This window comes from Streptomyces sp. NPDC045956, from assembly GCF_056430705.1.
This window is the reverse complement of record NZ_JBWKKZ010000011.1, coordinates 145,593-170,582: the sequence shown is the minus strand read 5'-3', so window position 1 is coordinate 170,582 and position 24,990 is coordinate 145,593. Positions and strand designations below refer to the sequence as shown.

The 24,990-nt window shown below is 73.4% G+C and carries 25 protein-coding genes and 1 riboswitch; of the genes, 13 read left to right on the top strand and 12 right to left on the bottom strand.

Translation table 11 applies throughout. From position 1 onward, the window contains the following. Positions 1–210: 210 nt before the first annotated feature. Positions 211–426: a hypothetical protein gene (locus AC07FV_RS27120; protein ID WP_479089893.1), complete on the top strand. Its 216-nt coding sequence runs from the start codon at positions 211–213 to the stop codon at positions 424–426. Between the two features lie 83 nt (positions 427–509). Continuing rightward, positions 510–2,153 (top strand): DNA repair helicase XPB, encoded by a 1,644-nt coding sequence (locus tag AC07FV_RS27115; RefSeq protein ID WP_479089891.1) that lies wholly within the window; start codon positions 510–512, stop codon positions 2,151–2,153. Positions 2,154–2,177: 24 nt separating this feature from the next. On the opposite strand, the gene AC07FV_RS27110 is transcribed toward AC07FV_RS27115, so the two are convergent. Next, positions 2,178–2,363 carry a hypothetical protein gene (locus AC07FV_RS27110; protein ID WP_053132991.1) on the bottom strand — a complete coding sequence of 62 codons (186 nt, stop codon included), beginning with the start codon at positions 2,361–2,363 and terminating at the stop codon, positions 2,178–2,180. Positions 2,364–2,696: 333 nt separating this feature from the next. On the opposite strand from AC07FV_RS27110, the gene AC07FV_RS27105 reads away from it, so the two are divergent. Continuing rightward, positions 2,697–4,754 carry a HelD family protein gene (locus AC07FV_RS27105; RefSeq protein WP_479089890.1) on the top strand — a complete coding sequence of 686 codons (2,058 nt, stop codon included), beginning with the start codon at positions 2,697–2,699 and terminating at the stop codon, positions 4,752–4,754. Between the two features lie 131 nt (positions 4,755–4,885). Here AC07FV_RS27105 and AC07FV_RS27100 read toward each other — a convergent pair whose 3' ends face one another. Together AC07FV_RS27100 and AC07FV_RS27095 are read right to left on the bottom strand one after the other, a co-directional pair. After that, positions 4,886–5,575, bottom strand: coding sequence for a copper homeostasis protein CutC (locus AC07FV_RS27100; protein WP_479089888.1), 690 nt, complete (start codon positions 5,573–5,575; stop codon positions 4,886–4,888). 93 nt (positions 5,576–5,668) lie between these two features. After that, the gene (locus AC07FV_RS27095; protein ID WP_479089886.1) at positions 5,669–6,370 is read right to left on the bottom strand and encodes a maleylpyruvate isomerase family mycothiol-dependent enzyme; all 702 of its coding nucleotides are present in this window, start codon (positions 6,368–6,370) and stop codon (positions 5,669–5,671) included. 319 nt (positions 6,371–6,689) lie between these two features. Between AC07FV_RS27095 and AC07FV_RS27090 the strand changes: the two genes are divergently transcribed. Together AC07FV_RS27090 and AC07FV_RS27085 are read left to right on the top strand one after the other, a co-directional pair. Next, complete coding sequence (locus AC07FV_RS27090) at positions 6,690–7,352, top strand: HD domain-containing protein (protein ID WP_479089884.1); 663 nt, start codon at positions 6,690–6,692, stop codon at positions 7,350–7,352. Between the two features lie 10 nt (positions 7,353–7,362). Continuing rightward, positions 7,363–8,430 carry a GNAT family N-acetyltransferase gene (locus AC07FV_RS27085; protein WP_479089882.1) on the top strand — a complete coding sequence of 356 codons (1,068 nt, stop codon included), beginning with the start codon at positions 7,363–7,365 and terminating at the stop codon, positions 8,428–8,430. Here AC07FV_RS27085 and AC07FV_RS27080 read toward each other — a convergent pair. Next, positions 8,412–8,690, bottom strand: coding sequence for a DUF4031 domain-containing protein (locus tag AC07FV_RS27080; RefSeq protein WP_479089880.1), 279 nt, complete (start codon positions 8,688–8,690; stop codon positions 8,412–8,414). The two genes, AC07FV_RS27085 and AC07FV_RS27080, sit on opposite strands and share 19 nt — an antisense overlap. 10 nt (positions 8,691–8,700) lie before the next feature. After that, positions 8,701–9,078, bottom strand: a complete 378-nt coding sequence (locus AC07FV_RS27075) for a hypothetical protein (RefSeq protein ID WP_479089879.1) — start codon at positions 9,076–9,078, stop codon at positions 8,701–8,703. Between the two features lie 55 nt (positions 9,079–9,133). Between AC07FV_RS27075 and AC07FV_RS27070 the strand changes: the two genes are divergently transcribed. The 4 genes from AC07FV_RS27070 (at position 9,134) to AC07FV_RS27055 (ending at position 13,164) form a co-directional block, all read left to right on the top strand. Next, a complete protein-coding gene (locus AC07FV_RS27070; protein ID WP_479089877.1) occupies positions 9,134–10,117 on the top strand; it encodes a MurR/RpiR family transcriptional regulator in 984 nt (327 codons plus the stop codon). Positions 10,118–10,235: 118 nt separating this feature from the next. Beyond that, positions 10,236–11,171, top strand: coding sequence for an N-acetylmuramic acid 6-phosphate etherase (gene murQ, locus AC07FV_RS27065; RefSeq protein WP_479089876.1), 936 nt, complete (start codon positions 10,236–10,238; stop codon positions 11,169–11,171). A 15-nt stretch (positions 11,172–11,186) separates the two neighbouring features. Continuing rightward, positions 11,187–12,647, top strand: a complete 1,461-nt coding sequence (locus AC07FV_RS27060; protein WP_479089875.1) for a PTS transporter subunit EIIC — start codon at positions 11,187–11,189, stop codon at positions 12,645–12,647. Then, entirely contained in the window at positions 12,595–13,164 is a 570-nt protein-coding gene (locus AC07FV_RS27055) for a hypothetical protein (protein ID WP_479089874.1), read from the top strand. The genes AC07FV_RS27060 and AC07FV_RS27055 overlap by 53 nt, the downstream gene beginning before the upstream one ends. A 41-nt stretch (positions 13,165–13,205) precedes the next feature. Here AC07FV_RS27055 and AC07FV_RS27050 read toward each other — a convergent pair whose 3' ends face one another. Then, entirely contained in the window at positions 13,206–13,595 is a 390-nt protein-coding gene (locus AC07FV_RS27050) for a hypothetical protein (RefSeq protein WP_479089872.1), read from the bottom strand. A gap of 117 nt (positions 13,596–13,712) precedes the next feature. Between AC07FV_RS27050 and AC07FV_RS27045 the strand changes: the two genes are divergently transcribed. Beyond that, on the top strand, positions 13,713–14,552 hold the full coding sequence (locus tag AC07FV_RS27045; protein ID WP_479089870.1) for a helix-turn-helix domain-containing protein: 840 nt from the start codon (positions 13,713–13,715) through the stop codon (positions 14,550–14,552). Continuing rightward, positions 14,536–14,739: a DUF397 domain-containing protein gene (locus AC07FV_RS27040; RefSeq protein WP_479089869.1), complete on the top strand. Its 204-nt coding sequence runs from the start codon at positions 14,536–14,538 to the stop codon at positions 14,737–14,739. The genes AC07FV_RS27045 and AC07FV_RS27040 overlap by 17 nt, the downstream gene beginning before the upstream one ends. 235 nt (positions 14,740–14,974) lie before the next feature. Here the strand turns inward: AC07FV_RS27040 and AC07FV_RS27035 are convergent, their stop codons facing one another. The 6 genes from AC07FV_RS27035 to thrC form a co-directional block, all read right to left on the bottom strand. Then, positions 14,975–16,483: a carboxylesterase/lipase family protein gene (locus AC07FV_RS27035; RefSeq protein WP_479089867.1), complete on the bottom strand. Its 1,509-nt coding sequence runs from the start codon at positions 16,481–16,483 to the stop codon at positions 14,975–14,977. Between the two features lie 79 nt (positions 16,484–16,562). Further along, on the bottom strand, positions 16,563–17,693 hold the full coding sequence (locus AC07FV_RS27030) for an NADH:flavin oxidoreductase (RefSeq protein WP_479089865.1): 1,131 nt from the start codon (positions 17,691–17,693) through the stop codon (positions 16,563–16,565). 218 nt (positions 17,694–17,911) lie between these two features. Beyond that, positions 17,912–19,537: a chaperonin GroEL gene (gene groL / locus AC07FV_RS27025; RefSeq protein WP_053133035.1), complete on the bottom strand. Its 1,626-nt coding sequence runs from the start codon at positions 19,535–19,537 to the stop codon at positions 17,912–17,914. Positions 19,538–19,888: 351 nt separating this feature from the next. After that, positions 19,889–20,092, bottom strand: coding sequence for a cold-shock protein (locus tag AC07FV_RS27020; RefSeq protein WP_004929928.1), 204 nt, complete (start codon positions 20,090–20,092; stop codon positions 19,889–19,891). Between the two features lie 439 nt (positions 20,093–20,531). Then, entirely contained in the window at positions 20,532–20,807 is a 276-nt protein-coding gene (locus AC07FV_RS27015; RefSeq protein WP_479089863.1) for a MoaD/ThiS family protein, read from the bottom strand. After that, entirely contained in the window at positions 20,804–22,105 is a 1,302-nt protein-coding gene (gene thrC, locus AC07FV_RS27010) for a threonine synthase (RefSeq protein WP_479089862.1), read from the bottom strand. The genes AC07FV_RS27015 and thrC overlap by 4 nt, the downstream gene beginning before the upstream one ends. Before the next feature lie 17 nt (positions 22,106–22,122). After that, positions 22,123–22,270, bottom strand: a riboswitch (SAM riboswitch). Positions 22,271–22,408: 138 nt separating this feature from the next. Here thrC and AC07FV_RS27005 point away from each other — a divergent pair. Both AC07FV_RS27005 and AC07FV_RS27000 read left to right on the top strand, forming a co-directional pair. Next, on the top strand, positions 22,409–23,353 hold the full coding sequence (locus tag AC07FV_RS27005) for a glucosyl-3-phosphoglycerate synthase (RefSeq protein WP_479089861.1): 945 nt from the start codon (positions 22,409–22,411) through the stop codon (positions 23,351–23,353). Between the two features lie 74 nt (positions 23,354–23,427). Further along, positions 23,428–24,816, top strand: coding sequence for an alpha,alpha-trehalose-phosphate synthase (UDP-forming) (locus AC07FV_RS27000; protein ID WP_479089860.1), 1,389 nt, complete (start codon positions 23,428–23,430; stop codon positions 24,814–24,816). Positions 24,817–24,990: the final 174 nt, after the last annotated feature.

Sequence of the window (24,990 nt, the reverse complement as noted above, 5' to 3'; positions counted from 1 at the left end):
TTTGGTTTCGCTTTTGCGTCTTCCTCTGTGGGGGACCTTGCCCCTTTCGGGGGCCCCCCCCCTTTGGGGCACCCCGCCCCCGCCCCCCTGCCCCCCCCCCGCTCCGGATCTCCTCCCCCTCCCGCCCGGATCTCCTCTCCCTCCCGCCCGGATCTCCTCCCCCCTCCCCCGCCGGTCTCCCGATCTCCCGGTCTCCCCGAAAGGACCCGCATGCGCGCCAAGCCCGCCGATCCCTGCCGCTCCGCCACCCGTTCCGCCGTCGCCGTCTCCGTCGCCGCCCTGATCACCGCCGCCGCGCTGTTCGGGGCGCTCGCCCCCGAGGCCACCGCGCTGCCGCTGCCCCTCCCCGTCGCCGGCGTCGAACCCCTGCTCACGGAGGGCGTCACCATCGAGGGGCCGCTGATCAACAACATCAGTCTCAGGTAGCCGGTCCGCGCGATCAGGCACACTGGATGTTTGGCCGATCCGTCCCGTCGCGGTCGGCCGTAGCGCGTGAAAGGGTGCCGCCCGTGAATGGTCCGCTGATCGTCCAGTCCGACAAGACCCTGCTCCTCGAAGTCGACCACGAGCAGGCCGGCGACTGCCGTCGGGCCATCGCGCCGTTCGCCGAGCTGGAGCGGGCGCCGGAGCACATCCACACCTACCGGGTGACCCCGCTGGGCCTGTGGAACGCGCGGGCGGCCGGCCACGACGCCGAGCAGGTCGTGGACGCGCTCGTCGAGTACAGCCGCTATCCGGTGCCGCACGCGCTGCTCGTCGACATCGCCGAGACCATGGACCGCTACGGCCGCCTCACCCTCTCCAAGCACCCGGCGCACGGGCTGGTCCTGACGACCACGGACCGTCCGGTGCTGGAGGAAGTGCTGAAGTCGAAGCGGATCGCGCCGCTGGTCGGCACCCGCATCGACCCGGACACGGTGGCCGTGCACCCCTCCGAGCGCGGGCAGATCAAGCAGACGCTGCTGAAGCTGGGCTGGCCCGCCGAGGACCTCGCCGGGTACGTCGACGGCGAGGCGCACTCGATCGAGCTGGCCGAGGACGGCTGGGCGCTGCGCCCGTACCAGAAGCAGGCGGTGGAGAACTTCTGGCACGGCGGCAGCGGCGTCGTCGTGCTGCCCTGCGGCGCGGGCAAGACCCTGGTCGGGGCCGGTGCGATGGCGCAGGCCAAGTCGACGACGCTGATCCTGGTGACCAACACCGTCTCCGCCCGGCAGTGGAAGCACGAGCTGGTGAAGCGGACCTCCCTCACCGAGGACGAGATCGGCGAGTACAGCGGGACGAGGAAGGAGATCCGGCCCGTCACCATCGCGACCTACCAGGTGCTGACGACCCGCCGCAAGGGCGTCTACCCGCACCTGGAGCTGTTCGACTCCCGGGACTGGGGCCTGATCGTCTACGACGAGGTGCACCTGCTGCCGGCGCCGGTCTTCAAGTTCACCGCCGACCTCCAGGCGCGGCGGCGGCTCGGCCTGACCGCGACGCTGGTGCGCGAGGACGGCCGCGAGTCGGACGTGTTCTCCCTGATCGGTCCGAAGCGGTTCGACGCGCCGTGGAAGGAGATCGAGGCGCAGGGCTACATCGCGCCCGCCGACTGCGTGGAGGTCCGGGTCAACCTCACCGACTCCGAGCGGCTCGCGTACGCCACCGCCGAGACGGAGGAGAAGTACCGCTTCTGCGCGACGACCGCGACCAAGCGGAAGGTGACGGAGGCGATCGTCCGGCGCTTCGCCGGGCAGCAGATCCTCGTCATCGGGCAGTACATCGACCAGCTCGACGAGCTGGGCGAGCACCTGGGGGCGCCGGTCATCAAGGGCGAGACGTCCAACGCCCAGCGGGAGAAGCTCTTCGAGTCCTTCCGCCAGGGCGAGATCAGCGTCCTCGTGGTGTCGAAGGTCGCGAACTTCTCCATCGACCTGCCGGAGGCCACGGTCGCCGTCCAGGTGTCGGGCACCTTCGGGTCCCGGCAGGAGGAGGCGCAGCGCCTCGGACGGGTGCTGCGCCCGAAGTCCGACGGCCACCAGGCGCACTTCTACTCCGTGGTCGCGCGCGACACGCTCGACCAGGACTTCGCCGCGCACCGCCAGCGCTTCCTGGCGGAGCAGGGCTACGCGTACCGGATCATGGACGCGGACGAGCTGCTGACCGAGAGCTGACGCCGGGGCCGGCTCCCGGGGCGCTCACCTGCGGCGGACGCCGGCCTCCTCGCCGTACTCGCCGAGCACGACCACGTCGAAGGCGGCGCCCGCGAACACCCTGACGGCGCGCAGGGCGTCACCGAGCCGGTGCCGGTGGCTGCCGGCCACGGGCGTGGCACCGGACGCGCGGCCCGGTGCCGGGGCGGGGGAGATGGTTGCTGCGCTCATGTCTCCATGGTGCGACCGCGGACCCCGGTCCGGCATCGGTCCAAGGACCCAACCCCGGCCCGCGTCCCGTCCCCCTTCAGAGGGACCCGGACCCCTCGGGCAGGAGGGTGCGTCCCCTAGGGGACGACGGGGTGCGGCGGCAGGCCGGTGGCAGGCCGCGCCGGGCCGGGGCCGGCCGGGGCCGGGAAAACGGTTGGCCCCCGCGGTCCTCGCTCCCCTACACTCTCCGCTCCTGCCCGCCTCCCTCGCGGAGTGCCGCCCTCCGGACGGAAACCGGTCGGCTCCTCGCGCGCACCCGCGCCCAGCCCACGACGGCCCCCCGGAGGCACTCCCTTGTCCACGCCCGTCCACGACGACCCCCTGACCCGCGAGCGCTCGCATCTCGCCGCGTCCCGTGCCGCCCTGCGCGCCATGCGCGCCGACGTGGAGGCCCTCGACATCACCGACGTCACCGCGAACTGGGTCAACGCCGCGGTGCTGGAGAGCCAGATCGAGGAGCGCATCAAGGCGCTCGCCGACCTCAGCGACACCCCGCTGTTCTTCGGCCGGCTCGACTACCTGCACTCCCCGGGCGCGGAACGGGCCGAGGGCGCGGAGGGGGAGAGCTTCTACATCGGGCGCCGGCACGTGCACGACGGGGACGGCGACCCGATGGTGATCGACTGGCGGGCGCCGGTGTCGCAGCCGTTCTACCGGGCGTCGAAGAAGGACCCGCTGGACGTCGCGCTGCGCCGCCGCTTCGGCTACACCGGCGGCGAGCTGACGGCGTACGAGGACGAGCACCTGTCCGACCCGGCGGAGGCGGCGGTCACCAGCCGGCTGCTCCAGCGGGAGATCGAGCGGCCCCGCGTCGGTCCGATGCGCGACATCGTGGCGACCATCCAGCCCGAGCAGGACGAGATCGTGCGCGCCGGACTGTCCGGCTCGGTCTGCGTGCAGGGCGGCCCCGGCACCGGGAAGACCGCCGTCGGCCTGCACCGGGTCGCCTACCTCCTCTACGCGCACCGTGAGCGCCTCGCCCGCACCGGCACCCTGGTCATCGGGCCGAACCGGTCCTTCCTGCACTACATCGAGCAGGTGCTCCCCGCCCTCGGCGAGCTGACGGTCCGCCAGGCCACCGTCGACGACCTGGTGGCCCACGTCGAGGTGCGGGGCGCGGACGAGGCGGCGACGGCGGTGGTCAAGGGCGACGCGCGGATGGCGGAGGTGCTGCGCCGGGCGCTCTACTCGCACGTCACCCCGCCCAACGAGGGGGTCGTCGTGGTGCGCGGCTCGCGGCGCTGGCGGGTGGCGGCGTACGAGGTGGAGGAGATCGTCCGCGAGCTGCTGGCCCGCGACATCCGCTACGGGGCCGCCCGTGAGGCCCTTCCCCAGCGGATCGCGCACGCGGTGCTGGTGCAGATGGAGCGGGCCGGCGAGGCGCCGGACGACCGGGTGCAGAACGCGGTGGCCCGCAACGCCGCCGTGAAGGCGCTGGTGAAGCAGGTCTGGCCGCAGGTGGAGCCCGCGAAGCTGGTCCTGCGCCTGCTGTCGGACGCGGATTTCCTCGCGGAGCACTCCGCGGGCGTCCTCACCGAGGAGGAGCGCAAGGCGGTGCTGTGGGTGAAGCCGGCCCGCTCGGTGCGGACGGCCCGGTGGTCGGCCGCCGACGCCGTGCTGATCGACGAGGCCACCGATCTGGTCGAGCGCACCCACTCCCTCGGGCACGTGGTGCTCGACGAGGCGCAGGACCTGTCCCCCATGCAGTACCGCGCGGTGGGCCGGCGCTGCACCACCGGTTCGGCGACCGTCCTCGGGGACCTGGCGCAGGGGACCACGCCGTGGGCGACCCGCAGCTGGTCCGAGGCGCTGGCCCACCTGGGCAAGGGCGAGGCCGTGGTGGAGGAGCTGACGGCCGGTTTCCGGGTGCCGACGGACGTGATCGCGTACGCCTCCCGGCTGCTGCCGCACATCGCGCCGGGCCTGACGCCGGTGGCGTCGATCCGCGAGAACCCGGGCTTCTTCGACATCCGCCCGACGTCGCCGGGTACGGCGGGCACGGCGGACGTGCTGGCGGCCTGCCGCGAGCTGCTGGCACGGGAGGGCTCGGTCGGCCTGATCGCCGCCGACGCGCGGGTGCCGGAGCTGGCGGCGGCCCTCGGGGCGGCCGGGCTCGGCTTCGTGGGTCCCGGCGAGGAGACCACGCGCGCCACCCGCCTGACCCTGGTCCCGGCCTCCCTGGCCAAGGGCCTGGAGTACGACTACGTGGTCCTGGACGAGCCGGGGGCGGTGGTCGACGGCGAGCCGGACGAGCGGACCGGGCTGCGGCGGCTGTACGTGGCGCTGACCCGCGCGGTCTCGGGCCTGATCGTGACCCACGGCACGGACCTGCCCGCGCAGCTGGCCCGGTAGCGCCGCACCGGGCCCGCGCGGTCGGCCCGGTCGGCCCGGTGCCGCCGTACCCGGGGGCGGCCGGCCGTGCCACCGGGGCGGCACGACCACCCCCCGCGGCCACGGGGGTGCGGCAGGAGCGGGGCCGCCGCCTAGGCGTCCAGTGCCCGGCGCCACTCCGCCACGGCCTGCGCGGACACCGGGCCGGTCCACCCGGAGGGCCGCGCCGCGCCGCCGATGTGGAAGCCGTCGATCCCGGCGTCCCGCAGACCCCGTACGTGGTCCAGCCGCAGACCGCCGCCGACCAGCAGCCGCTGCTCGTACCCCGGCTCGCCCCGCCGCCGCGCCTCGGCGAGCAGCACGGGCAGCCCGTCGTCCACCCCGGCCGCCGACCCGGCGGTCAGGTAGGTGTCCAGCCCCGGGAAGTCCGCGAGCTGCTTGCGCAGGGCGTCCCGGTCGGCGGCGCGGTCGATCGCGCGGTGGAAGGTCCACCGGCACCCGTCCAGCGCCCCGGCGACCCGCTCCACGGCGACGAGGTCCACGTCGCCGTGCGCGTCGAGGAAGCCGAGCACGAACTGCGTGGCCCCGGCCTCCCGCATCTCCGCGGCGAGCCGCACCAGCCGCTCGACGTCCCCGGCGGCGAACCCGTCCGCGAGCCGCAGCATCACCCGCAGGTCGATGTCGACGGCCCCGCGGATCGCGGCGACCGTCGCGGTCGACGGGGTGAGGCCGTCGGCCGCCATGTCGGTGACCAGTTCGAGGCGATCCGCGCCTCCGGCCTGGGCGGCGACCGCGTCCTCGACGTCGAGGGCGATCACCTCCAGGACTGCACGCTTGCTCATGGGACCCCATTCGTCGGCCTACTACAGGTCTAGTCCAATCCAAGACTACGCCCAGACAGCCGGGCCGGGTTCCGTCTCGGCCCACCGGCCCGCTCAGCCGCCGAAGAGGTTCAGCTCCGCCGCCCGCACCCCGGCCAGCTCGTACCCGGCCGCGCCGTCCGCGCCCGCCGTGTCGTTCACGGGCCGGCCGGCGTACAGCCGTACGAGGGTCGCGGCGTCCCCGATGAACCGCCCCGGCGGCCGCTCGCCGCTCACCGCGCCCAGCTTCAGCGGCTCGTCCACGTCGTCGAGGTCGGCGTGGAGCGGGACGTGGCCGCGGTCGCGGGTGAGGGTGCCGAGCAGCGCCAGCGCCTCCGGCAGCCCGCGCCCCGCGTACGCCCCCGGCTCGCCGAGGGCGACCCGCACGTCGCCCGCGTGCACCCACTCCCCCAGGGCGATCCCGTCCAGCGCGCCGTCGGCGCGGGCGATCACCGGGCCGGCTTCCGTCATCCCGCGCTCCAGTTCGTCGAGGACACGGGCGTGCGTCCAGTCGGCGCGCTCGGCGATGTCCCGGTCGTTGGACTCGGGGGAGAAGACGCCGTCCTCGAAGCGGTTCTCCACCACCCGGACCAGCGCGGCGGAGCAGTGCGCCAGCACGTCCCGCACGGTCCATCCCGGGCACGCGGCCACCGGCAGCGCGAAGTCGCCGTCCGCCCGGGAGCGCAGCAGCGGCACCAGCTCGTCCCGTTCGAGGGCCAGCAGCCGGCCGGGCCGCTCGGGGTCGCGTACGTCGTGCACGTCTGCGGGAGTCGTCATGGCCCCACGGTAGGCGCGGCCCCGCCCCGAGGTCAGCACCACGGGCCCCGGATGCCACGGACACCGCGGACACCGCGGACACCGCGGACACCACGGGCTTCGGACATCGGTGTCCCGGACGCCACCGACACCCCGGACCTCGGACACAGCGGGCCCGGACACCGCGGGCCTCGGACCGCACCCACCCGGGACCGCACGGAGCCGCGACCACACCCACCCGGGACCGCACGGAGCCGCGACCACACCCACCCGGGACCGCACGGAGCCGGGACCGCACGGACCGGGCCGGCGGTCCGGTCCCGCTGGAAGAATGGCCGCCATGGCCGATCTCGACGCCCTGCGCTCCCGCTGGCTGCACGCCCTCGTCCCGGCCCGCGAGGGCGCCGGTCACCCCGACCCGGACCGGTACGCGGACGACCTGCTGCGCCGGTGGTCCGAGCCCCAGCGGCGCTACCACACGCTCGCCCACCTGACCGCGGTCCTGGACCACGTCGACGTGCTGGAGGAGTACGCGGCCGACCCGGCCGCGGTCCGGCTGGCCGCGTGGTTCCACGACGCGGTGTACCGGCCCGAGCGGTCCGAGAACGAGGAGCGGTCGGCCCGCCTGGCCGAGCGGGCGTTGACCGAGGCGGGCGTGCCGGCGCCCAGGACCGCCGAGGTGGTCCGGCTGGTGCGGCTCACCGTCACCCACGCCCCGGCCGACGGCGACCGCGACGGGCAGGTGCTGTGCGACGCCGACCTGGCCGTGCTGGCCTCGCCGCCGTCGGCGTACGCCGCGTACACGGCGGCCGTGCGCGAGGAGTACCACTTCGTGCCGGACGACGCCTTCCGCGAGGGACGCGCCGCGGTGCTCCGCCAACTCCTCGCCCTGCCCCGGCTGTTCCACACCCCGCACGGGCGGCGCGCGTGGGAGACGACCGCCCGGTACAACCTCACCGGCGAGCTGGAAATGCTGTCGCCCGGCGGGGGCCGCGCGCCGTAGCCTGCCCGGCATGCGGACCATGGGCGGGGAACAGGTGGAGGAGGCCGTCGCGGGCGCCGTCGCGCTGCTGCGGACGGTGACCGACCGGGACTGGGAGGGGGCGCGGGCCGGCCGGCTGGAGTGGAGCTGCCGGTACACGGCGGAGCACGTCGCGGGCGACCTCATCGCCTACGCGGGCCAGCTGGCCGGACGCGCCACCGAGGCCTACGTGCCCTTCGAGCTGACCCTGGACGAGGGCACCGGCAACGAGGGCGTGCTCCAGGTGATCGAGACGACCGGCGCCCTGCTCGCCGCCACCGTCCGCACCACCCCGCGCGAGGTCCGAGCCTTCCACCCGTACCCCTTCCGCAGCGCGGACCGCGAGGGGTTCGCGGCGATGGGGATCACCGAGGTGCTCGTGCACACGCACGACATCGCCGAGGGCCTCGGCCTGGCGTACGAGCCGCCCGCCGGGCTGTGCGCCGACGTCCTCGCCCGGATCTTCCCGCACGTCCAGCCCGGCACCGACCCCTGGCGCACCCTGCTGTGGGCCACCGGGCGCGGCGACCTGTCGGGGCGTGCCCCGCTGACCGGGTGGCGCTGGAAGAACAACCTGGCCCTGCCCGCCGGACGGCTCACCCTCGTGGGCCTCACCCCGGCCTCGGCCGCCGATCTGGCGGCCGGTGGCGACGGCGGGTTCGTGTGGACCGACAGCGGGCCCTTCCAGGGCACGCGGGAGGGCGCGGGACTGCTGCTGAAGGACTACGAGGCGGGTGTGCACCGGCCGGAGTGGGGCATGTTCGCGCTCGTCCGGAACGAGGACGGCCGCGCGGTCGGTGCCATGGGCTTCCACGGGCCGCCGGACGAGGAGGGCCGGGCCGAGGTCGGCTACGACCTCGCGGAGGACGCCCGCGGCCAGGGCTACGCCACCGAGGCGCTGCGCGCGCTGTCGGCCTGGCCGCCGGCCCGCGAGGGCGGCACCATCCTCCTCGCGAAGATCGACCGGGACAACGTCCGCTCGCAGGCCGTCGTCACCCGCGCCGGCTACCGCCTGGTCGCCGAGGACGAGGAGCTGCTCGCCTACGAGCTGCGCGGCTGAGCCCCGCCCTTCCTGCGCCGCAGCCCCGCACCGTGCAGCAGCCGCACCACCTCGCGGCTGCTGACCTCCAGCGCCCCGGCGGACACGGCGTCGGCGTACCGCTGGGCGGGGAGGTCGTAGTGGTCGCGTTCGAAGGCGCGGCGCGGCACGCCCAGGGTCTCGGCGAACGCGTGGAGTTCGGCGTAGGAGACGTCGCTGACGAGGTGCGACCACAGCCGGCCGTGGCCGGGCCAGGTCGGCGGGTCGATGTAGACGGTCACCGGTCCGGCCTCACGACGCGGACGGGCCGACGGCGCCCAGCGAACCGACCGCCGCGACCTTCACGCCCGCCTTGCCGCACACCCAGTGCGGGTCGGGGCCCAGTTCCGGCTCGACGTCCAGCGCGTGCGGGTCGCCCGCGCCGCACACCGGGCACAGCGGCCAGCGACCGTACCGCTCCAGCAGGGCGTCCTGCACGTCCTGGGCGACCAGCCCGGCGACGAACTCCGCACCCTCCGGCCACTGCTCGACCCACCAGCGGCGCTCGGTGACGGACTCCTCGACCAGCGACACGACGTCGGGCTCGGCGACCTGGCCCGCCACCAGGTCGGCGAGGACGAGGGCGCGCGCGGCATGCAGCGTCTGCTCCAGAGGGCTGATGGGGTCCATGCACCCATTGTGCGCACTCTTGACCCGCGGACCGAAACGAAAATATCTTTCATGAGTGACCGATGAAGTGAAGGAAACTTTCGGCAGTCCGGGCGGCAGGGCGGCGGGCGGCACCGCGTCCGCCGGCCGTCGCGGCGCCGGAAGCGGCGGCACACCCCCCGCGCCCGGCGCCCTCGCGGCCAAGGTGCGCACGCTGGCGCCCTCGATGACACGGTCCATGCAGCGGGTCGCCGAGGCCGTGGCGAACGACCCGGCCGGCTGCGCGGCCCTCACGGTCACCGGCCTCGCCGAGCTCACCGGCACCAGCGAGGCGACCGTCGTCCGCACGGCCCGGCTCCTCGGCTACCCCGGCTACCGCGATCTGCGCCTCGCGCTCGCCGGACTCGCCGCCCAGCAGCAGTCCGGCCGCGCACCCGCCATCACGACCGACATCGCGGTCGACGACCCGATCGCCGACGTCGTCGCCAAGCTGGCCTACGACGAGCAGCAGACCCTCGCCGACACCGCCGCCGGACTGGACACCGTCCAGCTCGGCGCGGCCGTCACCGCGCTCGCCGCCGCCCGCCGCACCGACGTGTACGGCATCGGCGCCTCCGGCCTGGTCGCCCAGGACCTCACCCAGAAGCTGCTGCGGATAGGGCTGATGGCGCACGCCCCCGGCGACCCGCACCTCGCCGTCACCAACGCGGTGCAGCTGCGCGCCGGGGACGTCGCCCTCGCGATCACCCACTCCGGATCGACGGGGGACGTCATCGAGCCGCTGCGGGTGGCCTTCGAACGCGGCGCGACGACCGTCGCCATCACCGGCCGCCCCGACAGCCCCGTCACGCAGTACGCCGACCACGTGCTGACCACCTCCACATCGCGGGAGAGCGAGCTGCGGCCGGCGGCGATGTCGTCCCGGACCAGCCAGCTGCTGGTGGTGGACTGTCTCTTCGTGGGCGTGGCGCAGCGGACCTACGAGTCGGCGGCGCCGGCGCTCGCGGCGTCCTACGAGGCGCTGGCGCATCGCCACGGGGGGCCGCGCGGGAGACCGTAGAGGGTGCTCGTCGTGGGCGACTGCGGGCAGTGCGCGGCTGATCGCGCAGTTCCCCGCGCCCCTGGGACAAGCTGCCTCGACCCACAATGGAAAAGTCACCGAAGAGAGCTGCTCCGTCATGACCTCAACCCCCCACCACCCCGACCTCCGCTCCCAGTTGGAGACCCTCGCCACCGAGGCGTTCCGGCCCGAGCTGGCCGAGATCGACCGGCTCCCCACACTGGACATCGCGCGGGCCATGAACGGCGAGGACCTGACCGTGCCCTCCGCCGTCGCCGAGCGGCTGCCCGAGATCGCCGCCGCGATCGACGCGGTGGCCGCCCGGATGGCCCGCGGCGGACGGCTGGTCTACGCGGGCGCCGGCACGGCCGGCCGGCTCGGCGTACTGGACGCCTCGGAGTGCCCGCCCACCTTCAACACCGCCCCCGGACAGGTCGTCGGCCTCATCGCGGGCGGCCCGGAGGCCATGGTCACCTCCGTCGAGGGCGCCGAGGACTCGGCCGAGCTGGCCCGCGCCGACCTGGACGCCCTCGGTCTCACCGCCGACGACGCGGTGGTCGGCGTCTCCGCCTCCGGCCGCACCCCGTACGCCGTCGGCGCCGTCGAGCACGCCCGCGCGCTCGGCGCCCTGACCGTGGGCCTCGCCTGCAACCGGGGCAGCGCCCTGGCGGCCGCCGCCGAGCACGGCATCGAGGTCGTCACCGGCCCCGAGCTGATCACCGGGTCGACCCGCCTGAAGGCCGGCACGGCGCAGAAGCTGGTCCTGAACATGCTGTCGACGATCACGATGATCCGCCTCGGCAAGACCTACGGGAACCTGATGGTGGACGTGCGCGCCTCCAACGAGAAGCTGCGCGCCCGCTCCCGCCGGATCGTGGCACTGGCCACCGGCGCCGCCGACGACGAGATCGAGCGCGCGCTGACCGCCACCGGCGGTGAGGTCAAGGACGCGATCCTGACCCTGCTGGCCGACGTGGACGGCCCGACGGCCGCCCGCCTTCTGGAGGACTCCGGCGGCCACCTGCGCGCCGCGCTGGCGGCGGGACGGGGCTGACCGCACGCTCGGGGGGTGCACAAGGACCCCCACTCCACGGCCGCCGCGCTGCTCCCCCTGGTCGGCGGCCCCGCCAACGTCGTCTCCGTCGCCCACTGCATGACCCGCCTCCGCCTGGGCCTGGCCGACCGGTCCCGGGTGGAGGACGAGGCGCTGCGCGCCCTGCCCGGCGTGCTCGGGGTGGTGGAGGACGGCGACTCGTACCAGGTGGTGCTGGGCCCCGGCGTGGTCGGGCGGGTGACGGAGGCCTTCGAGGCGCTGCTGGCGGCCGGGGGCGGCGGCACGGCAGACGTCCTCGCCCGGCGCGGCGCCGCGCTGAAGGAGCGTCAGCGGCAGCGGGCCGCGACGCCCCTGCGGACGGCCCTGCGCCGCGTCGCGGACATCTTCGTCCCGCTCATCCCGGCGCTGATCGGCTGCGGAATCGTCGCGGGCGTCGGCGGCCTGCTCACGAACCTGGGGCTGCTCCCCGGCATCACCCCGGCCCTGGCGGCCGTCTCCTCCGCCTTCATGGCGCTGATCGCGGTGTTCGTCGGCCACAACACGGCGAAGGAGTTCGGCGGCACGCCCGTGCTGGGCGGCGCGGTCGCCGCCGTCGTCGTCTACCCGGGTGTCGCGAAGGTGACCGTGTTCGGCGCCGCGCTCGCCCCCGGCCAGGGCGGCGTCCTCGGCGCGCTGGCGGCGGCCCTGCTGGCCACCCGGGTCGAGAAGTGGTGCCGCGCCCGCTTCCCCGGCACCCTGGACGTCCTGCTCACCCCCACCCTGACGGTCCTGGTCCCCGGCCTGGTCACCCTGTACCTCCTCATGTACGCGGCCGGCGAGGCCGCCACGGCCGTCGGCGCCGCCGCGACCTGGCTGCTGGCGACGACGGGCGCCCTGGCCGGACTGGTCCTCGGCGGCCTCTTCCTCCCCCTGGTGATGCTGGGCCTGCACCAGGCCCTCATCCCCCTGCACACCACCCTCATCGAGCAGCAGGGCCACACCGCCTTGCTGCCCCTGCTGGCCATGGCCGGGGCCGGCCAGGTCGGCGCGGCCGCGGCGGTCTACGTCCGGCTGCGCCACGACACGTCCCTGCGGACGACGATCAGGTCGGCGCTCCCCGCCGGGCTGCTGGGCGTCGGCGAACCCTTGATCTACGGCGTCTCCCTGCCTCTCGGCCGCCCCTTCCTCACCGCCTGCGTGGGCGGGGCGGCGGGCGGTGCCTTCGTCGGCCTGTTCGCGATGCTCGGCACCGAGGTGGGGGCGACGGCGATCGGCCCGTCCGGCTGGGCGCTGTTCCCGCTCCTGGCGGGCGGCGGGGGGTGGGCGGCGACGGCGGGAGTGTACGGGGGCGGGCTGCTCACCGGGTACGTGGTCGGGTTCGCGGCGACGTACTTCTTCGGTCTGGACGAGGGCGCCGGCCGCACCGTGTGCGACGCTGGGGAGCATGAACCACGCCCAGCTGACCGCCCTGGGCCGCGCCCTGCGTCTCCTCGGTGAGCACGGCGAGGCCCTCACCGCCGACACGCCGGACGCCAAGCTGCACGAGGTCCGCGCCGACCTGAAGCGCGCGCTGGACCAGCTGGAGGAGAGTGTCACGGCGGCGGCTCCCGTCACCCGCTGCCCCGAGCACCCGAACGGGCCGGTGGACCAGGCCGCCCCCGACCTCTGCCTGCTCTGCGAGACCCGGCGCCGCGCCGCCCGCCGCGCCGAGTACAACGGGGGCCCGCTGCCCGCGCGGCCCACCGAGCCGGTCCCGTCCCGGTACGGGACGCGCGGCGACCGGCCGCAGCCCCAGCAGCGCTGGCTGCCCGAGCTGTGGAACGGGCAGGCGTGGCAGCTGTGCGGCACCCCGCGCCGCGACCGCCGCGAGGCCGAGCTGTACATCGCGGCCCAACTGCGCGCGCCCCGCGCGGCGATGGCGTACCGGCTCGTCCACGAGTTCACGGACTACGAGGTGCTGCGGGTGTGGGGGACGCCGGTGCGGGTGGACGTGGAGCCGATGGGCGGCCTCTGAGCCGAGCCGCTGACGGCGGCGGAACGGATCGCGGCTCCGGATCAGCCCTGGACGCTCTCCTGGTTCGTCCTGTGCAGCCGGGCCCGCATCACGTCCCCCGGGCTCGCGTCCGCCACTGACGCGACCGGGCAGTCCCACGCACGTCCGCCGCCGACCGGCCGCAGCCGCACGCCGCCCTCGCCGTGCCCCATGACCTCGCCCACGCGCCCGTCCCGCACGTCCACGGCGTGCGCGCCCACCGGCGGCCGCTCACCCCGCACCACCGAGGCCAGCCGCTCGGCGACCCGCACGTTGCAGCGCCCCAGCTCGACCAGCGCGAACGGCTCCTCGCTCGCGCCCGTCACCGGATCGACGCCCAGGGACGGCAACACCACACCGGCGCCCACGAGGGCCTGTCGCAGGGTCTCGACGACTTCTTCGGTCGACCGCACGCTTCCTCACCTCCACACAGAGTTCATGATTCGCGACACAGCGTGTCCGACCGGTTCTAACCTGGCCAGACAGGGCGCCCCAACAACCCTCGCTGTACGACCGGGAGTTCCGCTGCCATGCCTGGACCGAAAGACCTCGACCCCTCGTCGTCCCCCCGCGCCCTGCTGGGCGCCGAACTGCGGCACGCCCGCGAGAAGGCCGGGCTGAGCCAGGACGACCTGGGCGGCCGGCTGTTCGTCAGCGGCTCGTTCATCGGGCAGCTGGAGTCCGGTACGCGCAGGATGCAGCCGGAGTACGCGCGGCTGCTGGACGAGGCGCTGGGGACGGAGGACTTCTTCCGGCGGAACTGCGCGGCTTCGGCGAAGTCGAAGTACCCCGAGCATTTCGCCGAGGCGGCGGAGGCGGAGAGGTCGGCGACGACGATCAGGGAGTACGCGTCGATGCTGGTCCCGGGGTTGCTGCAAACCCCGGGATATACGCGGGCCGTTTGCCGCGCCTACCAGCCGACTGCGGCGGACGATGTGATCGACGAGCTCGTGGCGGCACGGATGGAGCGAGCCCGTGTGCTCGCCGATCCAACAGGGCCTGTGTTGTGGGCCGTCCTTGACGAAGCCGCGCTGCACCGGGCCACCGGCGGGCGCGCGGTAATGGCGGAGGCCCTCCGCCACCTCGCCGCGCTGATGCGGGACAACCGGGTCATCGTGCAGGTGCTGACCTTCGATGTGGGCGCGCATCCGGCGATGCAGGGCTGTGTGCGGCTGATGGACTTCGCGGACACCCCACCCCTGGTCTATCTCGAAGGAGTCGGTACCGGACGGGTCGACGACGACCCCGCTACGGTTGCGCGCTACCGCGGCTACTACGACCTGCTGATGATGTCCGCCCTCCCGCCTGGGAAGTCCCTGTCCATGATCGAGCAGGTGGCGCAGAATTACGCCCATGGAGACCAACCCTGAGAACGACTGGCACAGGTCCAGCTACAGCGGCGGAAGCGGCGACAACTGCCTCGAAGCCTCCGTCGGCAATGCGGCCGTCGTCCCGGTCCGCGACTCCAAGAACCCCTACGGCCCGAATCTCCTGTTCCGGGCCGATGCCTGGGTGTTCTTCGTCAGCGCCCTCAAGGCGTCGTCGGCTTCCAGGTGACCGTGGGGCCAGAGGTGGTCCCGAAAGCGTGAACACTTCGGGGCGAAGTGTCCACGCTTTTCGAGACCACCCCCGCCAGACCTACGGAACAACCCGCTTGCCACACGCCGCACGGCACATGTCGCCGCGCGCCCAGCGCGCCCCACCACCCGCAGAGAGCCGCCGAGACGGCCCGCGCCCGTCACGCCGGGCGGCCCTCACGTTCACTCCACCGGCACGGCCCGGCGTACCGGCCTCACCCCAGCAGAGGCAGCGCCGCGAACTCGTGGCCCTCCCACAAGCGACGCGACGTCTCCTCCGGGTACGGCACGACGGCCGGCTCCGCGTCCAGCACCTGGACCAGGCGCCGCTCGGTGTCGTACGCCGGCCAGCCCGGGTCACCGGTGCGCGCGAACGCCGTCCAGGCGGAGCGGAAACGGGACGACAGGGCCAGCGCCTCGGCGGACGGTTCCGCACCGGCGAAGAGCAGCAGCCCCAGGTCCGCCTCGAAGGTGCCGAAGAGCAGGGGGACGTCCAGGGCGTGGCAGGCGCCGAAGGCACCGCCGCTGCCCGGGGCCGCCCAGGTCAGCTCGTAGACGTGCGCCCGGCCACCGCCCGCGAGGTGCGCCTCGGCCAGGTGCAGCGACGGCATGCCGAACAGCCAGTCCGTCTGGACGCGTTCGTACAGGTCGTTGGCGGACGCGTCGGGGTACGCGGCCCGGTAGGCCGCCTCGCCGCCCGGCGCGTACAGGGCGAGGGCGGCGCTCGCGCGCTCGTCGCCGATCCGGCCGAGCTTGCCCGCCATCGCGGTGAACAGGCGGTTCTCGTCGCGGTTGTGGCCGACGACCAGGTCGACGTCCCGGGCCGCGCCGGTCGCCAGCGCCTGCCACGGCGTGACCCGCAGCACCTCGCCGTCGACGACCGGCGAGTACGGGGTGACGGTGGGCGCGGCTTGGCCCCAGCGGGCCACCTGGCCGGGCATCTTCGGGGCGAGGGACTGCCCCGCCTTGACCAGCTGGTCGGGGTCCACGGCCGCCAGGTCGGCGACGGTGGGGCGCAGGCCGATCTCGGCGGCCAGCGCGGTGCCGATGTCCCGGGCGAGTTCGGCGGAGAAGAAGGTGCCCGGCACGCTCTGGGCGATGGCCCGGTGGAAGAGCCCGGCCGCGCGGTCCATGGCCAGCAGGGAGGCGACCGAACCGGCGCCCGCCGACTCGCCGAAGACGGTCACCCGGTCCGGGTCGCCGCCGAACGCGGTGATGTTGTCCCGCACCCACTCCAGCGCGGCCACCTGGTCGAGCAGGCCCCGGTTGGCGGGGGCGCCCTCGATGTGGGCGAAGCCCTCCATGCCGACCCGGTAGTTGAAGGTGACGACGACGAGGTCGCCGTCGACGGCTATGCGGCGGGCGTCGTAGCCGGGGCTGCCGGAGTGGCCGAGCTTGTAGGCACCGCCGTAGATCCACACCATCACCGGGCGGCGCGCGGCCGGGTCGGGCTCGGGGGTCCAGACGTTGACCGTCAGCCAGTCGTCGCCCCCGGACTGGGTGCCGGCCGGGCCCGCCAGGCCCAGGTCCTGCGGGGGCGGCGGGCCGAAGGCGTACGCGTCGCGGGTGCCGTCCCAGGGGCGGGCGGGGCGCGGGGCGGCGAACCTGGCCGGCCCGACCGGGGCTTCGGCGAAGGGGATGCCGCGGAAGACGGCCAGGCCGTCCGCGGTCTGTCCGCGCACCGCGCCGCCGACGGTGCGCACCACGGGTCCGGTCGTGCTCATCGATCACTCCTCACTGGTCTACCGCAGGCCGTACGCCAGTTGGTGATCCACGGACCCTACGCCGTGGTGCGCGCGGCGCTCAGCTGAGGGTCTTGATCGACGCCGCGTCGTAGGGGGCGAGCGCGTCGAAGCGGCCGGCGAGGACCTTCTCGGCCCACTGGGGGTCCTGGAGCAGCGCGCGGCCGACGGCGACGAGGTCGAACTCGTCGCGCTCCATGCGGTCGAGGAGGTTGTCGAGGCTGCCGACGGGGGCGCCCTCGCCCAGGAATGCCTTGGTGAAGTCGCCGTCGAGGCCGACCGAGCCGACGGTGATGGCGGGCCTGCCGGTCAGCTTCTTGGTCCAGCCGGCCAGGTTGAGGTCGGAGCCGTCGAACTCCGGGCGCCAGTAGCGGCGGGTGGAGGCGTGGAAGGCGTCGACGCCGGCCGAGGCGAGCGGGGCGAGGATCGCCTCCAGCTCCTCGGGCGTCTCGGCGAGGCGGGCGGCATAGGCCTCCTGCTTCCACTGCGAGTAGCGGAAGATCACGGGGAAGGCGGGCGAGACGGCGTCGCGCACGGCGGCCACGATCTCGGCGGCGAACCGGGTGCGGGAGACGGGGTCGCCGCCGTAGGCGTCGGTGCGGCGGTTGGTGCCGGCCCACAGGAACTGGTCGACGAGGTAGCCGTGAGCGCCGTGGATCTCCACACCGTCGAGCCCGATGCGCTCGGCCGCGGCCGCGGCCTCGGCGAAGGCGCCGATCACGTCGTCCAGGTCGCGCTGCGTCATCGCCGTGCCGGTGACCTCGTCCTCGCCGATGCGCAGACCGGACGGTCCGACGGCGGGCGCGTCGGCGAAGGGGGGCTCGCCCTGCTTGCGGACCATGCCGATGTGCCACAGCTGCGGCACGATCGTGCCGCCCGCCGCGTGCACGGCCTCGGCCACCTTCGCCCAGCCGGCCAGCTGCTCCTCGCCGTGGAAGCGCGGCACCCGGTCGCTCTGCCCGGCGGAGGCGTGGCCGACGTAGGTGCCCTCGGTGACGATCAGACCGACACCGGCGGCGGCGCGGCGGGCGTAGTACGACACCACGTCGTCGCCGGGGACGCCGCCCGGGGAGAACATCCGGGTCATCGGGGCCATGGCGATCCGGTTCGGCACGGTCAGGCCGTTGAGGGTGACGGGCCGGGCGAGGACCTGCGCGGCGCGCGAGGCGGTGTCGGAGGCGGTGACGGTCACGTGGGGGCTCCTTCGGAGGTACCGGTCAGTATGTGCATGCGCATGCACCCACCGGCGCCAACAGGGCCGCTCGTCGCCCGCATTCCGACGGGCCGCCATGAGTGGCCCAGGTCACATCCGTCCGGGAGGAGTCGGGGAGCGGAAACGCCCGAGGGCGGCGCCCCCCTGTCGGGGAGTGCCGCCCTCGGTCCGTAGGACGGTTGATCGACCGGAGCCGATCAGAAGTCCATGTCACCGCCCGGCATGCCGCCCGGGGCGCCGCCCGCGGCGGCCTTCTCCGGCTTGTCGGCGATGACGGCCTCGGTGGTGAGGAACAGCGCGGCGATGGAGGCGGCGTTCTGCAGGGCAGAGCGCGTCACCTTCGCCGGGTCGATGATGCCCTCGGCGATCATGTCGACGTACTCACCGGTCGCGGCGTTCAGACCGTGGCCGACGGTGAGGTTGCGGACCTTCTCCACGACGACGCCGCCCTCGAGACCACCGTTGACGGCGATCTGCTTGAGCGGGGCCTCCAGGGCGAGCTTCACGGCGTTGGCGCCGGTCGCCTCGTCACCCGTCAGCTCCAGCTTCTCGAAGACCTGGGAGGCCTGGAGCAGGGCCACGCCACCACCGGCGACGATGCCCTCCTCGACGGCCGCCTTCGCGTTGCGAACGGCGTCCTCGATGCGGTGCTTGCGCTCCTTGAGCTCGACCTCGGTGGCGGCACCGGCCTTGATGACGGCCACGCCGCCGGCCAGCTTCGCCAGGCGCTCCTGGAGCTTCTCGCGGTCGTAGTCCGAGTCGCTGTTCTCGATCTCGGCGCGGATCTGGTTGACGCGGCCGTTGACCTGGTCGGTCGAGCCGGCGCCGTCGACGATGGTGGTCTCGTCCTTGGTGATGACGACCTTGCGGGCGCGGCCCAGGAGGTCCAGGGTCGCGTTCTCCAGCTTGAGGCCGACCTCCTCGGAGATGACCTCGCCGCCCGTGAGGATGGCGATGTCGCCGAGCATGGCCTTGCGGCGGTCGCCGAAGCCCGGGGCCTTGACGGCGACGGACTTGAAGGTGCCGCGGATCTTGTTGACGACCAGGGTCGACAGGGCCTCGCCCTCGACGTCCTCGGCGATGATCAGCAGCGGCTTGCCCGACTGCATGACCTTCTCCAGGAGCGGCAGCAGGTCCTTGACGTTGCCGATCTTGGAGTTGGCGATCAGGATGTACGGGTCGTCGAGCGACGCCTCCATACGCTCCATGTCGGTGGCGAAGTACGCCGAGATGTAGCCCTTGTCGAAGCGCATACCCTCGGTGAGCTCCAGCTCCAGACCGAAGGTCTGGGACTCCTCGACGGTGATGACGCCTTCCTTGCCGACCTTGTCCATGGCCTCGGCGATCAGCTCGCCGATCTGGGTGTCGGCGGCGGAGATGGAGGCCGTGGAGGCGATCTGCTCCTTGGTCTCGACGTCCTTCGCCTGCTCCAGCAGGGCGGCGGAGACGGCCTCGACGGCCTTCTCGATGCCGCGCTTCAGGGCCATCGGGTTGGCGCCGGCCGCGACGTTGCGCAGGCCTTCCTTGACCAGGGCCTGGGCGAGAACGGTCGCGGTGGTCGTACCGTCACCGGCGACGTCGTCCGTCTTCTTGGCGACTTCCTTGACCAGCTCGGCGCCGATCTTCTCGTACGGGTCCTCGAGCTCGATCTCCTTGGCGATGGAGACACCATCGTTGGTGATCGTGGGGGCGCCCCACTTCTTCTCGAGGACGACGTTGCGGCCCTTGGGGCCGAGCGTCACCTTGACGGCGTCCGCGAGCTGGTTCATGCCGCGCTCGAGGCCGCGCCGTGCCTCCTCGTCGAACGCGATGATCTTGGCCATGTGAAGTGGTCCCTCCAGGACTGGGGGTGATTCCTTCGGACCGCGCCCGCGCCCGCGACGGACGGCTCGCCGGCCTTGTGGTTCCTTCCCCACCCGGCCTGCGGGCCTCACCGACCCGGTCCTTCGTTGTCACTCTCACCTTCAGAGTGCTAACGCCAATGATTAGCACTCGCCCCCATCGAGTGCAAGCGCCTTCGGGGGATCGGCCCGGCCGCTCAGCCCCCGGCGAACACCGGTGCGCCCCGGCGCGGACAGGCCCGTGCCCCGGCGCGGACAGCCCGAAGGGCCCGCACCTCCGGGGAGGTGCGGGCCCTTCGGAGAAGAACCGTTCGCTTTGCGTGGCCGGACGTCTCAGGCGCTGAGGCGAACCATGTCGGCCTGCGGGCCCTTCTGACCCTGCGAGATCTCGAACTCGACCCGCTGGCCTTCTTCGAGGGTGCGGTAGCCGTCCATCTGAATCGCGCTGTAGTGGACGAAAACATCCGCACCACCGTCGACCGCGATGAAGCCGTACCCCTTCTCCGCGTTGAACCACTTGACGGTGCCCTGAGCCATGCCTAACTCCCCTATTACTGGCCCTTGCACAGATCCGCACTTCGCGGACCCGGGTCAGACCTCGCCCCCCACGACTGGGGGCGTGCGCCGGAACGCGTCGACCGCGGCTGAATGTATCTGTCCAACTGCCGTCTGCAACAGGTCAATCGGACGAGAAATCCGGACGCACCCGGTCCGCAATGTGGCGAGAATTCGCCTGAATTCGGGTCAAGTCGGGGCACGCAAAGGGCACAAAAGCCGCGAAATACGCCCACACTTTGGCTACATCTTGTCGGGCGCCGGGCAGGAATTCGAGATTCCCGATCTTTCGATCGGGAGCGCGTTCCCCAACCCTACCGCGCTCAATCCCATGGAATTGCCCCCTCCGCTTCTCTCACGGAGGGGGCAATTCGATGAACGCTGCGTCACCTCAATTACCGATGGTAACGGCGGGGGCGGGTCAGCCGCCGGCGACCGCCGGGATGATGGAGACGCCCGCGCCGTCGGGGGTGGCGGTCTCCAGGCCCTGCTCGAAGCGGACGTCGTCGTCGTTGACGTAGACGTTGACGAAGCGGCGCAGCTTGCCCTGGTCGTCCAGGACGCGGGCGGCGATGCCCGTGTGGTTCTTCTCCAGGTCGGCGATGACCTCACCGAGGTTCGTACCGTCGGCGGCGACCTCGGCCTTTCCACCGGTGTAGGTGCGCAGGATGGTGGGGATGCGAACGGTCACGCTCATGCGAGGCCAGCCTCTCGGAAGGAGTCCAGGTTCGGGCGGATGGTGGTGGTGAGTCCGGTGCCGGCCACCGCGTCCAGCGTCTTCAGGCCGTCGCCGGTGTTGAGGACGACGGTGGTGAGCGACGGGTCCAGGACGCCGTCCTCGATCAGCTTCCTGGTGACGCCGACCGTCACGCCGCCCGCCGTCTCCGCGAAGATGCCCTCGGTGCGGGCGAGCAGCTTGATGGCGTCGACGACCTGCTCGTCCGTCACGTCCTCGACGGCACCGCCGGTGCGGCGCGCGATGTCCAGCACGTACGGCCCGTCGGCCGGGTTGCCGATCGCGAGGGACTTGGCGATGGTGTCCGGCTTCTGCGGGCGTACGACGTCGTGGCCGGCCTTGTAGGCGGTGGACACCGGCGAGCAGCCGGCGGCCTGGGCACCGAAGATCCTGTACGGCCGGTCCTCGACGAGACCGAGCCTGATCAGCTCCTGGAGACCCTTGTCGATCTTCGTGAGCTGGGAGCCGGAGGCGATCGGGACCACGAGCTGGTCGGGCAGCCGCCAGCCGAGCTGCTCGCAGATCTCGTACGCCAGCGTCTTGGAGCCCTCGGCGTAGTACGGCCGCAGGTTGACGTTGACGAAGCCCCAGCCCTCGCCCGCCGGGTCGCCGATCAGCTCGGAGCAGAAGCGGTTCACGTCGTCGTAGTTGCCCTCGATGCCGACGAGCTCTCCGCCGTAGACGGCGGCCATGACGACCTTGCCCTGCTCCAGGTCGTGCGGGATGAACACGCAGGACCGGAAGCCGGCGCGGGCGGCGGCGGCGCCGACGGCACCCGCGAGGTTGCCGGTGGAGGAGCAGGAGAGGGTGGTGAAGCCGAAGGCGCGGGCGGCCTCGATGGCCTGGGCGACGACGCGGTCCTTGAAGGAGTGCGTCGGGTTGCCGGAGTCGTCCTTGACGTAGAGACCGCCGGTGACGCCCAGCTCGCGGGCGAGGTTGTCGGCCTTGACGAGCTTGGTCCAGCCCGGGTTGATGTTCGGCTTGTCGGCCACGTCGGCGGGGACGGGCAGCAGCGGGGCGTAACGCCAGATGTTCGCGGGGCCCGCCTCGATGCGCTTCCGCAGCTCCTCGGTGTCGTAGGCCGAGAAGTCGTAGGCGATCTCCAGCGGGCCGAAACACTCCTCGCAGGCGAAGACCGGGCCGAGCGGCACGCGGTGGCCGCACTCGCGACAGGAGAGCGCCGCGGCGGGGCCCAGATCGACGGAGCCGGCGGGGGCGGCGGAGGGGGTGGTGGTGCTTTCGGCGGTCTGCACAGCCATGGAGGCGAGGCCCTTTCTCCTCATCTTCCTCACGACGCATCTCGCCGCGAGACGGATTTGGCACCTTCCCTAGCCGGGAGCCTCGCCACGTCTGCGTGACAAGAACCGACTGGAGGGTTGCCGGGGCTTCAACGGGCCGTATCCCTCTGCCCCTCTGGATGAGCGGTATTCGATTGTTGTGCGGTGCGCGCGGCGACCCCGGCATGCGGTGGCCCCACGCGTTGTTCAAGACTGTAACCGAAGGCCAGGGCGGTTGAGACAGTCGTCCGTACCGCGAGATGGATCACAGAGGAGCCACCGACCGTGCTGGAAGAAGTCGAGCGCTGGCTGGGCGCACGCTCCTGGTCCGTGACGGACCGGCCCCGCCGGCAGCTGCTGACCGCCAAGCACACCACCGGACAGACGGTGAGCGTGGTGCTCCCCGCCCTGGACGAGGAGGCGACGGTCGGCGACATCGTCACGACGATCCGCCGGGAGCTGATGGGGCGGGACCCGCTCGTCGACGAGGTCGTGGTCGTGGACTCCGGGTCGCGCGACCGCACGTCGGCGGTGGCCGCGGCGGCGGGCGCCCGGGTCGTGCACCGCGACGCGATCCTCCCCCGCATCCCGGCCGTCCCCGGCAAGGGCGAGGTGCTGTGGCGCTCGCTGCTGGTCACCAGGGGCGACCTCGTCTGCTTCGTCGACGCCGACCTGCGGGAGTTCTCGGCCGACTTCGTCTCCGGGATCGTGGGCCCGCTGCTCACCGACCCGGACGTGCACCTCGTCAAGGCCATGTACGACCGTCCGCTCGGCGCGGCTCCCGGGCAGGGCGGCCGGGTCACCGAGCTGATGGCCCGCCCGCTGCTCAACATGCACTGGCCGCGGCTGGCCGGCTTCGTGCAGCCGCTGGGCGGCGAGTACGCGGCCCGCCGCTCGCTGCTCGAACGGCTGCCCTTCCCCGTCGGGTACGGCGTCGAGCTGGGCATGCTGGTCGACGCCCTGCACCTGGTGGGCCTGGACGGCCTGGCGCAGGTCGACGTCGGGGTCCGCCTCCACCGCCACCAGGACGGCCAGGCCCTGGGCCGGATGTCCGCCGCGATCTACCGCACCGCCCAGCTCCGGCTGGCCCGCGGCCACCTGGTCCGGCCGGCCCTCACCCAGTTCGAGCGGGGCCCCGCCGGTTTCGAGCCGCGCACGTACACCGTGGACACGGAGGAACGGCCCCCCATGACGGAGATCGCGGAGTACGCGGCCCGGAGGGTGGCGTGAATCTCGGCCGCACGCGCGCCGAAGGGCCGGCGGACCACGTTTGAGGGTTCGGGGGCCGGGCTAGGTTGAGGCGTATGGCTTCAAGGTTCGGTGCTGCTCAGGTGCTGGTCGCCTCCAATCGGGGGCCCGTCTCGTACGAGGTGCGTGAGGACGGTTCGCTGCACGCCAGACGCGGGGGTGGCGGGCTGGTCTCGGGACTGTCGGCCATCGGGCCCGACGCGGGGGCGCTGTGGGTGTGCTCCGCGCTCGGCGACGGCGACCGCGAGGCGGTGCGGCGCGGGACCGGCGAGGACGGCGTGCGGATGCTGGACGTGCCGGCCGACGTGCACGCGGACGCGTACAACGGGATCGCGAACTCGGTGCTGTGGTTCGTGCACCACATGCTGTACCAGACGCCCGTGGAACCCGTCTTCGACGCGGAGTTCCGGCGCCGGTGGGCTTCCTACGAGGCGTACAACCGGGCCTTCGCCGAGGCGCTGGCCGAGGAGGCCGCCGAGGGCGCGGTCGCGATCGTGCAGGACTACCACCTGACGCTGGTGCCGGGGATGCTCCGCGAGCTCCGGCCCGACCTGCGCATCGGCCACTTCTCACACACGCCGTGGGCGCCGGTGGACTACTTCCGGATGCTGCCGGACGACATCGCCGAGCAGGTGCTGCGCGGCATGCTGGGCGCCGACCGGCTCGGGTTCCTCACCCGGCGCTGGGCCGACGCGTTCACCGCGTGCTGCGACGCGCTGGTGGGCGGGACCGGCTCCACCGAGATCGGCGTGCACGGGCTGGGCGCCGACGCGGACTTCCTGCGGAAGCGGTCGCACGAGGCCGACGTGGACGAGCGGATGGCCGCGCTGCGGACGGAGATCGGCGAGGGGCGCCGGACGATCGTGCGGGTGGACCGGACCGAGCTGTCCAAGAACATCGTGCGGGGGCTGCTGGCCTACCGGCAGCTGCTCACCGACCGGCCCGAGTGGCGCGAGCGGGTCGTGCACGTGGCGTTCGCCTACCCGTCGCGGCAGGACCTCGCCGTGTACCGGGACTACACCGCCGAGGTGCAGCGGGTGGCGGAGTCGATCAACGTGGAGTTCGGGACGGCGGACTGGACGCCGGTCGTGCTGCACGTGAAGGACGACTTCGCGCGGTCGCTGGCGGCGTACCGGCTGGCCGACGTGGCCCTGGTCAACCCGATCAGGGACGGCATGAACCTCGTCGCCAAGGAGGTGCCGGTCGTCTCCGACGAGGGGTGCGTGCTGGTGCTGTCGCGGGAGGCGGGGGCGTACGAGGAGCTGGGCGAGGACGCGCTGGTGGTGAATCCGTACGACGTGTCGGGGACGGCGCAGGCGCTGCACGAGGCGTTGTCGGTGGGCGCCGGGGAGCGGGCGGAGCGGTCGAAGCGCCTGGCCGCGGCGGGCACGGCGCTGCCTCCGGCGCGCTGGTTCCTGGAGCAGCTGGAGGCGCTGAGGTCCTGACGCGCCTGACGACCGGTGGGAGCGGGGGGGGGGGGGGGTCCCCCCCCCCCCCCCCCCCCCCCCCCCCCCCCAACCCCCCCCCCCCCCCCCCCCCCCCAACCCCCCCCCCCCCCCCCCCCCACCCCCCCCCCCCCCCTCCCCCCCCACCCCCCCCCCCCCCCCCCCCCCCCCCTT

What these genes read in the sequence shown, in the direction of transcription:
- AC07FV_RS27120 (WP_479089893.1), top strand. Translation starts at nt 211, where the DNA reads ATGCGCGCCAAGCCCGCCGATCCCTGCCGCTCCGCCACCCGTTCCGCC.
- AC07FV_RS27110 (WP_053132991.1), bottom strand. Translation starts at nt 2,363, where the DNA reads ATGAGCGCAGCAACCATCTCCCCCGCCCCGGCACCGGGCCGCGCGTCC.
- AC07FV_RS27100 (WP_479089888.1), bottom strand. Translation starts at nt 5,575, where the DNA reads ATGAGCAAGCGTGCAGTCCTGGAGGTGATCGCCCTCGACGTCGAGGAC.
- AC07FV_RS27095 (WP_479089886.1), bottom strand. Translation starts at nt 6,370, where the DNA reads ATGACGACTCCCGCAGACGTGCACGACGTACGCGACCCCGAGCGGCCC.
- AC07FV_RS27090 (WP_479089884.1), top strand. Translation starts at nt 6,690, where the DNA reads ATGGCCGATCTCGACGCCCTGCGCTCCCGCTGGCTGCACGCCCTCGTC.
- AC07FV_RS27085 (WP_479089882.1), top strand. Translation starts at nt 7,363, where the DNA reads ATGCGGACCATGGGCGGGGAACAGGTGGAGGAGGCCGTCGCGGGCGCC.
- AC07FV_RS27075 (WP_479089879.1), bottom strand. Translation starts at nt 9,078, where the DNA reads ATGGACCCCATCAGCCCTCTGGAGCAGACGCTGCATGCCGCGCGCGCC.
- murQ (WP_479089876.1), top strand. Translation starts at nt 10,236, where the DNA reads ATGACCTCAACCCCCCACCACCCCGACCTCCGCTCCCAGTTGGAGACC.
- AC07FV_RS27055 (WP_479089874.1), top strand. Translation starts at nt 12,595, where the DNA reads ATGAACCACGCCCAGCTGACCGCCCTGGGCCGCGCCCTGCGTCTCCTC.
- AC07FV_RS27045 (WP_479089870.1), top strand. Translation starts at nt 13,713, where the DNA reads ATGCCTGGACCGAAAGACCTCGACCCCTCGTCGTCCCCCCGCGCCCTG.
- AC07FV_RS27040 (WP_479089869.1), top strand. Translation starts at nt 14,536, where the DNA reads ATGGAGACCAACCCTGAGAACGACTGGCACAGGTCCAGCTACAGCGGC.
- AC07FV_RS27035 (WP_479089867.1), bottom strand. Translation starts at nt 16,483, where the DNA reads ATGAGCACGACCGGACCCGTGGTGCGCACCGTCGGCGGCGCGGTGCGC.
- groL (WP_053133035.1), bottom strand. Translation starts at nt 19,537, where the DNA reads ATGGCCAAGATCATCGCGTTCGACGAGGAGGCACGGCGCGGCCTCGAG.
- AC07FV_RS27020 (WP_004929928.1), bottom strand. Translation starts at nt 20,092, where the DNA reads ATGGCTCAGGGCACCGTCAAGTGGTTCAACGCGGAGAAGGGGTACGGC.
- AC07FV_RS27015 (WP_479089863.1), bottom strand. Translation starts at nt 20,807, where the DNA reads ATGAGCGTGACCGTTCGCATCCCCACCATCCTGCGCACCTACACCGGT.
- thrC (WP_479089862.1), bottom strand. Translation starts at nt 22,105, where the DNA reads ATGGCTGTGCAGACCGCCGAAAGCACCACCACCCCCTCCGCCGCCCCC.
- AC07FV_RS27000 (WP_479089860.1), top strand. Translation starts at nt 23,428, where the DNA reads ATGGCTTCAAGGTTCGGTGCTGCTCAGGTGCTGGTCGCCTCCAATCGG.